Source organism: Alkalicoccus luteus, assembly GCF_012034335.1.
Lineage (GTDB): Bacteria > Bacillota > Bacilli > Bacillales > Salisediminibacteriaceae > Alkalicoccus > Alkalicoccus luteus_A.
In genome coordinates this window covers 64,157-77,215 of record NZ_JAATHJ010000005.1, presented here as the reverse complement: position 1 = coordinate 77,215, position 13,059 = coordinate 64,157, and the positions used below count along the sequence as shown (strand labels likewise).

Annotated in this window: 11 protein-coding genes; 7 read left to right on the top strand and 4 right to left on the bottom strand. The window is 48.4% G+C overall.

Features of this window, described 5'->3' with window-relative positions; translation table 11 throughout:
• Window positions 1–10: 10 nt before the first annotated feature.
• From glgB to HCN83_RS05055, 5 genes are all read left to right on the top strand, one after another.
• Window positions 11–1,921 (top strand): 1,4-alpha-glucan branching protein GlgB, encoded by a 1,911-nt coding sequence (gene glgB / locus HCN83_RS05075; RefSeq protein WP_168005241.1) that lies wholly within the window; start codon window positions 11–13, stop codon window positions 1,919–1,921.
• Window positions 1,922–1,988: 67 nt separating this feature from the next.
• Window positions 1,989–3,125, top strand: a complete 1,137-nt coding sequence (locus HCN83_RS05070) for a glucose-1-phosphate adenylyltransferase (protein WP_168005240.1) — start codon at window positions 1,989–1,991, stop codon at window positions 3,123–3,125.
• 14 nt (window positions 3,126–3,139) lie between these two features.
• The gene (gene glgD, locus HCN83_RS05065; protein ID WP_168005239.1) at window positions 3,140–4,246 is read left to right on the top strand and encodes a glucose-1-phosphate adenylyltransferase subunit GlgD; all 1,107 of its coding nucleotides are present in this window, start codon (window positions 3,140–3,142) and stop codon (window positions 4,244–4,246) included.
• Window positions 4,247–4,401: 155 nt separating this feature from the next.
• Window positions 4,402–5,814, top strand: coding sequence for a glycogen synthase GlgA (gene glgA / locus HCN83_RS05060; RefSeq protein ID WP_168005238.1), 1,413 nt, complete (start codon window positions 4,402–4,404; stop codon window positions 5,812–5,814).
• Window positions 5,815–5,968: 154 nt separating this feature from the next.
• Window positions 5,969–8,404 carry a glycogen/starch/alpha-glucan phosphorylase gene (locus tag HCN83_RS05055; RefSeq protein ID WP_168005333.1) on the top strand — a complete coding sequence of 812 codons (2,436 nt, stop codon included), beginning with the start codon at window positions 5,969–5,971 and terminating at the stop codon, window positions 8,402–8,404.
• Between the two features lie 74 nt (window positions 8,405–8,478).
• Here the strand turns inward: HCN83_RS05055 and HCN83_RS05050 are convergent, their stop codons facing one another.
• Genes HCN83_RS05050 through thpR form a run of 3 tightly spaced genes read right to left on the bottom strand, consistent with a single transcriptional unit; the run spans window position 8,479 to window position 10,227 of the window.
• A complete protein-coding gene (locus tag HCN83_RS05050) occupies window positions 8,479–8,712 on the bottom strand; it encodes a hypothetical protein (RefSeq protein WP_168005237.1) in 234 nt (77 codons plus the stop codon).
• Between the two features lie 41 nt (window positions 8,713–8,753).
• The gene (locus tag HCN83_RS05045) at window positions 8,754–9,677 is read right to left on the bottom strand and encodes a hypothetical protein (protein ID WP_168005236.1); all 924 of its coding nucleotides are present in this window, start codon (window positions 9,675–9,677) and stop codon (window positions 8,754–8,756) included.
• Between the two features lie 4 nt (window positions 9,678–9,681).
• Window positions 9,682–10,227 carry an RNA 2',3'-cyclic phosphodiesterase gene (thpR, locus tag HCN83_RS05040; protein WP_168005235.1) on the bottom strand — a complete coding sequence of 182 codons (546 nt, stop codon included), beginning with the start codon at window positions 10,225–10,227 and terminating at the stop codon, window positions 9,682–9,684.
• Between the two features lie 182 nt (window positions 10,228–10,409).
• On the opposite strand from thpR, the gene cysK reads away from it, so the two are divergent.
• Window positions 10,410–11,324: a cysteine synthase A gene (cysK, locus tag HCN83_RS05035; protein ID WP_168005332.1), complete on the top strand. Its 915-nt coding sequence runs from the start codon at window positions 10,410–10,412 to the stop codon at window positions 11,322–11,324.
• Between the two features lie 140 nt (window positions 11,325–11,464).
• On the opposite strand, the gene HCN83_RS05030 is transcribed toward cysK, so the two are convergent.
• Complete coding sequence (locus HCN83_RS05030) at window positions 11,465–12,634, bottom strand: MFS transporter (protein ID WP_168005234.1); 1,170 nt, start codon at window positions 12,632–12,634, stop codon at window positions 11,465–11,467.
• Between the two features lie 189 nt (window positions 12,635–12,823).
• On the opposite strand from HCN83_RS05030, the gene HCN83_RS05025 reads away from it, so the two are divergent.
• Window positions 12,824–13,009: a putative motility protein gene (locus tag HCN83_RS05025; protein WP_168005233.1), complete on the top strand. Its 186-nt coding sequence runs from the start codon at window positions 12,824–12,826 to the stop codon at window positions 13,007–13,009.
• The last annotated feature ends 50 nt before the right edge of the window (window positions 13,010–13,059 follow it).

Below are 13,059 nucleotides of genomic sequence, written 5' to 3'. Positions count from 1 at the left end.
AATGCCCTGCATGCCGAATCTCATCACTGAAGACGATATCTATTTGTTTCATCAGGGTACAAATTATTTCTCCCACCGGATCCTCGGCTGCCATCCTCACCAGAGCGACGGCAGAGAAGGCTTCCGTTTCGCCGTTTGGGCTCCGCACGCTCGTTCGGTCAGCGTAACCGGCAGCTTTAACGACTGGAACTGGGACAGCCACCCGTTGGAGCAATGTTCGGAAGCTGGCTTATGGTGCGGTTTTTTTGAAGACATAGAAGCCGGCTCTTCTTATAAGTACGCCCTTCGCCACGACAATGGCTGGAGCGGTCTCAAGGCGGATCCATTTGCCCGCCAGTCAGAGCTGCGACCTGCTACTGCTTCTGTCGTGCCTTATGACTATGCCGACTATTCGTGGAATGATGACGAATGGATGGCTTCAAAAGGAAAGACCCCAAGCTACGAACAACCTGTCAACATTTATGAAGTTCATTTTGGAACATGGAAGCAGAAAGAAGACGGTTCTCTTTATACGTATAAGGAAATGGCTGAGCTTCTGATTCCGTATGTCAAAGAAATGGGCTATACCCACATAGAGCTGATGCCGCTTGCTGAACATCCCTTTGACTTATCATGGGGCTATCAGATCACCGGCTATTTTTCCGTTACGAGCCGCTATGGCACCCCCAATGAATTTAAAGCGTTCGTTGACGAGTGCCATCAGCAGGGCATCGGAGTGATTATGGACTGGGTGCCAGGCCATTTCTGCCGGGATGACCACGGTCTGCGCATGTTCGACGGCGAGCCGCTGTTTGAATATGCAGATATTGAAAAAGCCGACAAACCATCCTGGGGAACGCTCACGTTTGATTTCGGCAGACCGGAGATTCAGAGCTTTCTCGTCTCCAATGCGCTTTTCTGGTTTGACGAGTGCCATGTCGACGGTATTCGTGTCGATGCTGTGGCAAGTATGCTTTATTTAAACTTCGACCGCGGAGACGACAAACCGAAGCTTTACAATACGTACGGCGGCGAAGAGAACCTGGAAGCGCTCGCCTTTTTGCGCAAACTGAATGAAGCCGTTTTCGCTTTCAATCCAACTGCTCTCATGATGGCAGAGGACAGCTCCGACATACCGCTTGTCACAGCTCCGACTTATACGGGCGGACTTGGCTTTAACTACAAGTGGAATATGGGCTGGATGAATGACATGCTCAAATACATGGAGTACGACTCTTATTATCGCAAGTGGCATCACAACCTGCTTACATTCTCCTTTATGTACGCTTTCAGTGAGAATTATGTGCTGCCGCTTTCCCACGATGAAGTTGTTCACGGAAAAAAAGCGCTCGTTGATAAAATGCCGGGTGACCAGTGGCAGCAGTTTGCCCAGCTTCGTCTTCTTTACGGTTATAAAATGACCCATCCCGGTAAAAAGCTGCTGTTTATGGGCGGCGAATTCGCTCAGTATGCCGAATGGCGTGATCAGGAAGGGCTTGACTGGCTGCTGCTTGATTATCCGCTGCATGACGCCATGAGGTCCTACGTCAAGGAACTTAATCACCTTTATAAAGAGCTTCCTGCTCTTCATGAACTGGACCACGATGGCAAAGGATTTGAATGGGTCGACCCGCACAACAGTGAACAGAGCGTTATATGTTTCCAGCGTAAATCACGCAATCCGGAAGACACGCTGCTCGTTGTCTGCAACTTTACGCCGGTCGTTCACTACGACTACAAAATCGGGGTTCCGGAACCAGGCACGTACGAGGAGGTTTTTAATTCAGATCTCGACCGTTACGGAGGCTCCGGCCAGGTAAATGAAGATAAGCACTTCAGTTTTCCTGAACAGTGGCACAGCATGCCGCAGCATATACAGGTCAAAGTACCGCCATTTGCGGTCAGCATCTTTAAGAAATCACATGCTGCCCTCCGTTCTTAATCAGGTACAGGGAAAATTCCTGACAGACAATAAACAGGCACGCTTTATCTAAGAGGAGGAATTTGTCATGAAAAAACAGTGTGTAGGAATGCTGCTGGCCGGCGGAGAAGGTAAAAGACTCGGCCTGCTGACAAAGGACCTGGCAAAGCCCGCGGTTCCTTTCGGAGGTAAGTATCGAATTATTGATTTTACGCTGTCAAACTGCTCCAATTCCGGTATTCAGACGGTCGGGGTGCTGACCCAGTATTCGCCGCTCGTCCTGCACAAGCATATCGGAATCGGTAAACCGTGGGACATGGACCGCCAGTTTGACGGTCTGACCATTCTCTCGCCATATACGGCCAAACGGGGCGGAAGCTGGTATTCCGGAACAGCGGATGCCATTTACCAGAACATTCATTACATCGATCAGTACGATCCGGACTACATTCTCGTTATTTCCGGCGACCATATTTATCAAATGAATTATGACGACCTGATTCAGCATCACGAGGAAAAGCAGTCGGACGCGACCATTTCGGTTATTGAAGTTCCGTGGGAGGAAGCATCCCGATTCGGGATCCTGAATACGAAGGATAACCTTGAAATCTATGAGTTTGATGAGAAGCCGAAAGAGCCGAAAAACAACCTGGCATCGATGGGGATTTACATTTTCAACTGGAAAACGCTTCGCAGCTACCTGCTGGATGATGCAGAACAAACTGATTCCGACCACGACTTCGGGAAAGACATCATTCCTGCCATGCTAAACGACGGAAAGCGGATGTTTGCCTACCGCTTTGAAGGCTACTGGAAAGATGTCGGAACCATTCAAAGCTACTGGGAAGCCAACATGGACCTGTTAGAAGAAGATTTATCGGTCTCTCTCAACAACAAAGAATGGCGCACGTATTCTCAGGACGTCAACTATCCGCCGCAGTTTCTCGACAGCCGGGCTGTTGTCGAAAATTCTCTGATTAACTCTGGATCATGGATCAGCGGCACGGTGAAAAACTCCATTTTATTCCAGTGTGTGGAAGTAGGAACCGGCACGACTATCAATAAATCGATCATTCACCCGCACGTGAAAATCGGTAAAAACTGCACGATCGAACGGGCGATTATCATGGAAAATGTCGTTATTCCTGATAATACGGTCATTGACGGGACGAAAGAAACCGAACCGGTCGTCATCAATGATGAATACGTGGAACAGTTAACCTAAAGGAGGATGTGCCGATGAATACACTGATGGGACTCATAAACCTGGAGCATGAACACGATTTTCTGGAAGAGCTTACCTACTTCCGCTGCGGAGCAGCTGCACCATTTGCCGGCCGCTATCGGCTGATTGACTTTACGCTTTCCAATATGGTTAAAACTCGAATCGAGGAAGTAGCAGTATTTACAAATACGAAATACCGGTCACTGATGGACCATGTCGGCACCGGCGCCGACTGGGAGCTGGCGCGACGTCACGGCGGACTGTTCATTCTGCCCCCGGACTGGAATGATCCGACTGATATTTCAAGAGGGGACCTTCGTCATTTTCATAACAACCGCGACTATTTTCACCGCTCAAAAGCCGATCACGTGCTCGTAAGCGGCAGCCAGTTTGTTGCGAACACTGACTTCGACGAAGCATTCCAGCATCATCTTGATACTGGCGCCGATGTAACACTGGTCAGCGTGCAGCTGGACAAGTCACTTCCGGAACACGTCCCTCAGCTCCGACTTGAAACAAATGAAGCCGGCCAGGTGATAAACCTGACAAATGACCAGGAAAACAAGCATGCGTTCACGAACGTGTATATTATCAAAAAAGAAGTTCTGCTTCGTCTCGTCGATCAATGCATCGCATTTCATAAAGACCACTTTCTCTTTCACGGGATTAAAGAAAATCTGCATGATCTGCACGCCGAATATTATCAGTATGAAGGCTACAGCTTCTTTGTGAATTCGATTGAAAGCTTTTTCCGGCACAACATGAACCTGCTCGATCCGGACCCGTACCGGGAGCTGTTCTTTAAAAACGAGTATGTCCGTACGAAAATCAGTAACGAACCGCCCGTAAAGTACCGCGAAACCGCGGACGTCAAAGATTCTCTGCTGGCAAACGGCAGCGTGATCGACGGCGACGTTCATAACAGTGTGCTGTTCAGAGGTGTAAAGGTGAAGAAAGGTGCTGTCGTTAAAAATTCGATCATTTTACAGCGCTGTATCATCGAGGAAGATGTTCATCTGGAAAACGTCATTCTCGACAAAGACGTCAGAATCAGTAGCGGTCAAACGTTTATCGGGTCAAAAGACAAGCCGTTCGTTGTAGCAAAACGTAAGCAGATCTGATCAGCAAAGCCGTACCGTAGGCTGTTTCATACTTCGTCCCGGTGCGCCTGTCATTTGAGTCAGCCGTCACACATTTGTTAGAAAAGCCGGCGGGCCCTGCCCGCCGGCTCCTGTCCATTATCAATTACTTATTCGTATCAGGAGGAGAGCATTTCATGCGCACGATACTTTTTGCTGCTTCAGAGTGTACCCCGTTTATGAAAACAGGAGGCCTTGCCGACGTGATCGGCTCTTTGCCGAGAGCACTGGAGAAAGAACGCGGAACAGAAGTGCGAGTCATTCTGCCGCTTTATGAAGAAATGGACGCTGAGTGGAAAGATCAGCTGGAAAAAGTAGCTGATTTCACCGTTCCGGTCGGCTGGCGGAATCAGCCTGCTTCCCTTCACCGTCTTGACCATGACGGTGTGACGCACTATTTTATCCGTAATGAATTTTACTTTGGCCGCCAGGGTGTCTACGGCTATTTTGACGATGGTGAACGCTACGTCTTTTTCAGCCGGGCTGTTATTGAAGCACTTCCGCTGCTTGACCGGGACATTGACATTCTGCATGCACACGACTGGCAGACAGGACTCGCTGTAGCGTTCGCCAACATTATGCGAACGGATATCCGCACCGTCTTTACGATTCACAATATTCAATATCAGGGCTGGATGACCCATGAAGCGTTCAGCGATCTGATGAATATTGGTCTGGAACACTTTGCCGGTCTCGAATGGCACGGGATGATTAATTGCATGAAAGCTGCTCTCTTTCACGCTGATAAGATTACAACCGTCAGCCCTTCTTACGCAGAGGAAATCAAGCAGCCTTACTACAGCGAAGGCCTTGATTCCATCCTGAACGACCGGGCTGTCGATCTGATTGGCATCATTAACGGAATTGACACCGATGAATACAATCCTCAAAAGGATCCGTATATTTACGCGCCGTATACCTCTTCCCGTGCAAAGAAGCGGGAAAACAAGCGGTTTCTGCAGCGTGAACTCTGCCTGACAGAAGATCCGGATGTGCCTATGTATGCAGTCGTTTCAAGACTTGTCGAACAGAAAGGCTTCCATCTGCTGGAGCGTATTCTGGAGGAGTTTCTGCAGGAAAATGTGCAGGTTGTCATGCTCGGTACCGGCGACTATGCATTTGAACAATCGTTTGCTTATTTTGCCAACAAATATCCGAATAAAATGTCGCTGCAGCTGAAGTTCAGTGAAGCTGCTGCACGCCAGATTTATGCAGCATCTGATTTCTTCATCATGCCGTCAAAATTTGAGCCTTGCGGACTTTCCCAGCTCATCTCCCTGCAGTATAAGACGATCCCGATTGTCCGTGAAACCGGCGGACTGCGAGATACCGTCCACCCGTTCAATGAAGTAACCGGCGAAGGGAACGGCTTCAGCTTTGCAAACTACAATGCTCATGAACTGCTGTATGCAATGCGTTATTCCCTTCTTGCATACCATCGGGAAGATTTGTTTAAGCCGCTTCTGAAAAATGTCAATAAGAGCCGCTTCAGCTGGAAGGATTCAGCTAAGCTTTATAATGGTGTTTACGCAGAGCTTGTACCCTCGTGAGGTGAAAGCTAAAGCTATATCTCCGGTATTGCTGAATGTTTTTATCACAACGTTTGATAATCAGAGCTGCTTGACCGCTCTGCGCCGACCAGCTGCTGTCCGCTGAGTAAACTCAATACGGCCTTTGCGCCGTGGAATCGAAAGAGGAGGAACCATCGTGCTTACAACGCAATCATTTGAAGAACAACTGACGGAAAAGCTCCGCAGTCTCCGTGGAACCGGAGTAGAAGAAGCCAGCGAAAAAGACATGTATTATGCAGTGGCTTCCATCGTCCAGGAACAGCTTAGCGCTTCCTGGCAGGACACCCGCAAGCATTATGATAAGCGGGAAGAACGTCAGATGTACTACATTTCGATGGAATTTCTCATCGGGCGACTCATGGAAAACAACCTGCAAAACTGCGGTCTGCTTGACACGTGTACGACTACATTGAAAAAGCTCGGCTTTGAGCCGGAGCTTGTTTACGGCCAGGAGCACGATGCAGGACTGGGAAATGGCGGACTGGGACGTCTTGCGGCCTGCTTTCTCGATTCTGTTGCTTCGCTCAGATACGCAGGCCACGGAAGCGGAATACGGTACCGCTACGGCCTGTTTGAGCAGCGGATCATTCATGGAAACCAGGTTGAGCTTCCGGATTACTGGCTGAAAGAAGAATACCCATGGGAAACGCGCCGCGCAGATGAATCATTAACGATTCATTTCGGCGGTCAAGTCATTCCTCACAAACGCTCCGATGGATCGCTTGAATTCTCCTATTACGACACAGATGAAGTTCAAGCTGTCCCTTACGATGTACCTGTCGCCGGGTATCAAAATGATGTTGTCAACACACTGCGCCTCTGGAGTGCCGAGCTCGCTCCTGAAAACACCGACATTCTGGCTGATGCAGAAGGAAAATATTACCACCATCTTGACCACATGCATTCGGTCGAACAAATTTCCGGATTTTTGTATCCTGATGACTCGAGTTATGAAGGAAAAGAGCTGCGTTTGAAGCAGCAGTATTTCCTCGTGTCCGCAACCATCCAGAACATCATCCGAGATCATAAAACCCGCTGTACGAAATCGTTAAAGAACATGCATGAAAAAACCGTGATTCAGATTAACGACACCCATCCGTCTCTTGCTGTTCCGGAACTAATGCGTCTGTTGATGGATGAAGAAGGCTTCTCATGGGATGATGCGTGGAATATCACGACTAAAACAATTGCCTATACGAACCATACGACGCTGAGCGAAGCCCTGGAAAAATGGCCGGTCAGCATGATGGAAAACCTGCTCCCGCGAATTTTTATGATTATAAATGAGATCAACGAACGCTTCTGTCTCGGCATCTATTATGACAAGCCGGCTTTCCGTGACCTGATTCCCAGGGTTGCTGTCATCGCAGATGATCAGGTCCATATGGCGCGCCTTGCGATTGTCGGCAGCTTCAGCATCAATGGTGTTGCCAAGCTGCATACAGAAATCCTGAAGCGCTCTGAAATGAATGACTTTTACCGGATTTTCCCTGAGAAGTTCAACAATAAAACGAACGGCATTACGCATCGGCGCTGGCTGCTGCAGGTGAATCCAGGGCTCTCGTCTCTCATCACAGATGCAATCGGCAGAGGGTGGGTGGAGCAGCCGTCCAAGCTTAGCACCCTTGTCCGCTATTCAAATGATTCTCCATTTCTGGATAAAATTGCGGATGTTAAAAAAGAAAATAAAAAAGCACTCGCAGACCTTATTCGCAAGCGGACCGGGATCACCGTTAATGAGAATTCAATTTTTGATGTACAGATTAAGCGGCTTCACGAATACAAGCGTCAGCTGATGAATATATTTCATGTTATTTACCTCTATAACGAACTGAAAGATAATCCAATGATGGATATGACGCCGCGTACGTTTATCTTCGCAGCTAAGGCCGCACCAGGGTATTATATGGCAAAGGAAATCATCAAGCTTATTCACCACGTCGCTTCTATCGTTAACAATGATGCGGCAGTTGGCGACAGGCTGAAGGTTATTTTCCTGGAAAACTACAATGTCAGCCTTGCTGAGAAAATCATTCCTGCAGCGGAACTAAGCGAACAGATTTCCACTGCAAGCAAAGAAGCTTCAGGAACAGGCAATATGAAAATGATGATGAACGGTGCGCTGACAATCGGAACGATGGATGGCGCAAACATTGAAATAAACGATTTTGTCGGCCGTGATAACATTTTCATTTTCGGTCTTTCCAGTGAGCAGGTGCATGATTACTATGCAAACGGCGGATACAACGCAAAGGATATGTATCACGCAGATGATCGAATCCGTCGTATTCTGGACCAGCTTTATGGTGGAGAGTTTGGTTCGCAGGAGATTGAATTTAAAGACATTTTCTATAACATCATGTATAACAATGATCCGTATTTCGTGCTTAAAGACTTTGACTCCTATATCGACGCGCACGAACTTGCGGAATCGCGCTACCGGAATCACCGGCAGTGGCAGCAGATGAGCACAATCAACATCGCACACTCCGGAAAGTTTTCAAGTGACCGGACGATTCACGAATATGCTTCAGAAATCTGGAGGCTGTCTCCGGTTCCAAAAGCGTAAAACTTCAGAAAAAAACCAGCAGGAAGCAAAATGCTTCCTGCCGGTCTTTTTGTCATCGTCATTCATAGACTGGATCAGCCCGGAAATTGTTCATCCTGCATTCTGATGACGTGCTCATTGATTTCGTCAAACTCTTCATCTGCCATCGGCGGGCAAATGAAAAACACAGTGTTGTCATGACATGACTGCCGAAGCGCGTGCATATTTTCATAAAAATATGCTTCTCCGTCCATCAGCAGTTCCACACCAAAGCCGCCGTTCCAATCCGGGGCGCGGCGGATATACGTTATTGCTGTAAATGTCATCAAAAGGATTCCGCTCCTTCATACTGGTAAGTGCCTTATTCATCTTAACGGAATTCTTCTTCTGAATCAACGGCATTTTCCGGTTCGGCATCCATTCTGTTTTCTGATACGGTCAGCCCTGCATCCAGCAGCTGTTCTGCAGCCTTCAGCTGATCGGCTTTAATCGGCGTTGTCATTTTGCTGAGACTCTCCTGAAACTTGGACATTGACCGCCTGTCATAAAATTCAAGCCTGCTGCTTTTTCCAGTATCAATATAGCCTTCCGGACAAATAACGGCTGTTTTCAGTTTCATCCCGCTGCCCTTCAGAATATTTTGCAATACCGTTACCGTTCGGCGTATGGATAAGGAAGGATGTAAAACCGTCTCACGGGTTTCTCCTTCGCGTTTTTCCCAGTAGCGTGTTCCTTGTGAGGAGTATATGGTCGTTCCATCTCCGGGAAGTACGTGAAGCACCCAGAGCTCATTCGGCGTCAGCAGCAGCGTGTCGCATTCAACCGGTGCCTGTCCGGCGATCAGCACCGGCTCGTAGAACAGAAAAAATGTATCAGGAAAATCAGTGAGAAACCATTTCAGCAAAGAGTCTTTCCGGTGAGACGGATGAACTGTCGAGATCTCTGATACTGTGGAACTCGCCCAGTTCAGCTGAAAAGACAGCAATTCCCTGACAAACTGCTCCCGCAAAGCCTCTACAGACTGATGCCTGAGCTCCCAGTTTGACGGGAGGTCCATCTCCTCCTGCGTTCTCTTTTTCCAGCTTTTTGAAAACAGCGTACGAGCTTTTTGCCATGCTCCTTTTTCTTCGTAATGCTGAAACAGAGGTCCCTCTCCCTCACGCCTCGTTGCTTCCCAGTCGGCTTTAATCCGCTGCCATCGTTCTTTTTTTAAACGTACATAGCGGCTCGGGTAACGGTAAATGTCTATTTCGTAACGTGATACGTAATCAGCAAGTTTGACGAGCTGCGCCATCTGCTTACCTCCTTTCACCTAAATCGATTGTTTTTTCGGCTTGGTAACGCGGATTGCTTTCAGGCCGGACTTTATATAACGTTAACTTTTGAACCGGCATCGTCACCGGCTCCATATCGCCGTACACCGGTTCGGGAAACGGACGCTTTCCTGCTTTTTTGGCTAACGTCAGGTGCGGGTGATATCCTCTTGCAGGCACGGGAAAGTCGAGCCTGGCTGCTTCCCGGATCACGGTTTGGTAGATCTCATCCAGAGCTCCTTCCGGATCTGGCCGCAGAAAAAGCACTCGCGGCCTCTCGGATCTTCCAAAAACAGCATACCGGCTGAACGTAAGTGAGAAAGCCGGCAGCTGTTTATCCTGTAATTGTGTCCACAGCTTCTCCCTCCTGCCCTGCACCCAGCCTCCCAAAAAAAGGAGCGTGACATGAAAATCCTGCGGACCAGTCAGGTGTCGGAAATAATCGGCTGCCTGCAGCTTATGCTGCATCTGTACGGCTTTCTCCCTGACCGTTATATCGGCATGAAACCCGAGAAAATAATGCGCTGACATGATTTTCACCTCTTTCACTTCCATCTGTTTTTCCTATTCCTCTCTCAGGGGCCAGAAAAACCTCCACCGAACGGCCGCATTTATCCCGCTGAGTGGCTGTGCTATACTGATAGAGTAAGCATACTGATAAAAATACTTCGTTTTAGAAAGGGTGAACCGGCTTGAGCAGAGTAGTTAACTATATGGATGAACTGATCGGGGACACGCCTCTCGTTAAGCTTCAGCGACTTCCCGATGCTGATGGAGCACAAGTATATCTTAAGCTTGAATTCATGAATCCAAGCGGCAGCGTTAAAGACAGAGCCGCTTCCAATATGATTGAACAGGCAGAAAAGGACGGAATCCTGCATCCTGACTCTGTCATCATTGAACCAACTTCAGGCAATACCGGCATCGGTCTTGCAATGAACGCGGCCGCAAAAGGCTATCGAGCTATTTTAACGATGCCCGATACGATGTCACAGGAGCGAATAAACCTTTTAAAAGCATATGGGGCTGAAGTCGTTCTTACACCCGGAGATAAAAAAATGCCGGGCGCCATCGAAAAGGCTCGTCAGCTGACAGAAGAAATACCAAACGGCTTTATGCCGATGCAGTTTGAAAATGGAGCTAATCCGGATGCGCACCGAAAGACGACGGCTGTGGAGATTGAAGAAGCAATGAAGCAGATCGATGGCCAATTCGCTGCATTTGTAGCGACATCAGGTACTGGAGGAACGATCACGGGAACGGGCGAGGAGCTTCGTAAATCTTATCCGGATATTGAAATTCATGTCGTAGAACCGAAAGGATCACCGGTCCTTTCTGGTGGCAAACCCGGCCCGCATAAGCTTGTCGGTACGTCTCCAGGCTTTGTTCCTCCCATTCTGAACGAAGAGGTTTACGGCCGCATTCATCAAATTTCCGATGAAGACGCGTATGAAGCGGCACGGGGACTGGCAAGAGAAGAAGGCATTCTCGTCGGCCCATCCTCCGGCGCAGCCTGCTATGCAGCAATGGAAACGGCAAAAAACTTTGGTCCTGACGATGTTATCATTGCCATTGCCTGTGACACCGGTGAACGCTATTTAAGTACAGACTTGTTTCAATTCGACTGAACATGATGAATAAAACCGGCAATCATTTTTTGATCGCCGGTTTTTTCTATAGTCTTTCTTTAATTAAAGTTCAGACGCAGATGTTGTCCTTAAACCCGGATGATTCCCTTTTCTTTCTGCCCGGATTTCTTCTTTTTCCGTTATGCAGTTTCTTTTTTTACGACGTGCGGCTGTCGCCATGCCAGCAGAAATAATAGCAGTGCACCAGACAGTGTCATGATGCCGTAAAATAAATAGACTGCCAGAATGGAATGGAGGTCGATTAGGAGTCCCGCTGACATACTGAAGAAAAAGGCACCGACGCCGTTTCCGACAGCAGCGTATACAGCTACTGCTGTTGCTTTTACTTCAGCTGGAGCTATGTCTGTCACGTACTGCAGTGCAGCAGGTACAAACAGCCCGATGCTGAAGCCCTGCATGATCGTTGTGGCGTAGATCCATACAGGATCCGGCTCAAAGGAGTAAAAAATCCAGCGCACCCCGGAAATGAAGGCAGCCGCAAATAAAATCGTCAGGATTCCGCGGCGCTGTATCCAGGCTCCTGCCCAGCGCATAAACGGCACTTCGCTGCCTGCTGCCAGCAGGAATGCAAAGCCGACCCCTGCAAGCGTTCCACCTGCAAACTGAATCAGCACACCAAAGTAAAAGTTGTTCGCCATAATCGGACCGTATACGAGAAACGTAATAATTAAAAACAGCGGAAAGCCTTTTACTTTCATCAGCCGCTTCAGTCCGCCCCGGACATCAACAACCGCGGATCCTGCCTCGTTCGGCATATGCCGTGAAAAGAAAGCTCCTGCAAACATAACAACAGCAAATCCATAAAAGATCACTTCCAGACCAAACAGATCAGAGGCATTTCCCATAATCCATACGGCAACGGCAAATCCGACAGCCCCCCACATCCGGATCCGGCCGTAGTCTCCGCCCTCGCGCTTCGTATAATTCATCGCAATGCTGTCTGAAAGCGGAATGAGTGCGCTTTGGAAAAGCGCGATCATTGACGCCGTAAGCACGAACATCAGGTACTCCTGAGCAAATAAATAAGTAAAACCGGAAACACCGGCTCCAATTGAGGCGACAGTTAACAGCAGCTTCGGCCGCTTTGTGTAGTCGCTCAGCATCCCCCACAGCGGCTGGATCAGGATCATGACGATCGGCCCGATGGAAGTGATCACACCAATCTGCGCTCCACTCAGCTGCACCTCATCCTGCAGATATACGGTAAGCAGCGGAAAAAGCCCGCCAAATCCAAAATAAATGAAAAAGAAATAGCCTTTCATATGAAAAACCGGATTACGTTGTTTCATAAGTACATCCCTGACTTTCTATGTATTTTGCATGACGATTACCAGTATACGTCAACGAACACGGCATTCCCACAATAAAAACCGAACGTTTAACGTCCGGTTCATGAAAGTTTTACGAATTTTACATTCAATTCGCTTTACGTAAGAGATTACTTTAGGTAAAATAAACGTCAAAGGAGGGGAAAGCTATTGGATATATCTTCCATGGTGAACACTCAGACGAACAAGCTTCAGCATACCGTAAGCTTAAGCCTGATGCAAAGCACACTGTCCACCCAGGCTGCTCAGAGCATGAAAATGCTTGAAGCACTGGATTCCGCCGCCCAGGAGGCTCCTCATCCCTATGCCGGAAAACGTGTGGACGTAAGCGTGTAGAAGCCCTTCCTGGTCTTTCTGCGCTTGATGTGTCCGCGATTTACACTGGA

Bases quoted from the DNA above. Each gene is read 5' to 3' on its own strand.
- HCN83_RS05030 (WP_168005234.1), bottom strand. From the start codon at position 12,634: ATGAAACAACGTAATCCGGTTTTTCATATGAAAGGCTATTTCTTTTTC.
- cysK (WP_168005332.1), top strand. From the start codon at position 10,410: ATGGATGAACTGATCGGGGACACGCCTCTCGTTAAGCTTCAGCGACTT.
- glgB (WP_168005241.1), top strand. From the start codon at position 11: ATGCCGAATCTCATCACTGAAGACGATATCTATTTGTTTCATCAGGGT.
- thpR (WP_168005235.1), bottom strand. From the start codon at position 10,227: ATGTCAGCGCATTATTTTCTCGGGTTTCATGCCGATATAACGGTCAGG.
- HCN83_RS05045 (WP_168005236.1), bottom strand. From the start codon at position 9,677: ATGGCGCAGCTCGTCAAACTTGCTGATTACGTATCACGTTACGAAATA.
- glgA (WP_168005238.1), top strand. From the start codon at position 4,402: ATGCGCACGATACTTTTTGCTGCTTCAGAGTGTACCCCGTTTATGAAA.
- glgD (WP_168005239.1), top strand. From the start codon at position 3,140: ATGAATACACTGATGGGACTCATAAACCTGGAGCATGAACACGATTTT.
- HCN83_RS05070 (WP_168005240.1), top strand. From the start codon at position 1,989: ATGAAAAAACAGTGTGTAGGAATGCTGCTGGCCGGCGGAGAAGGTAAA.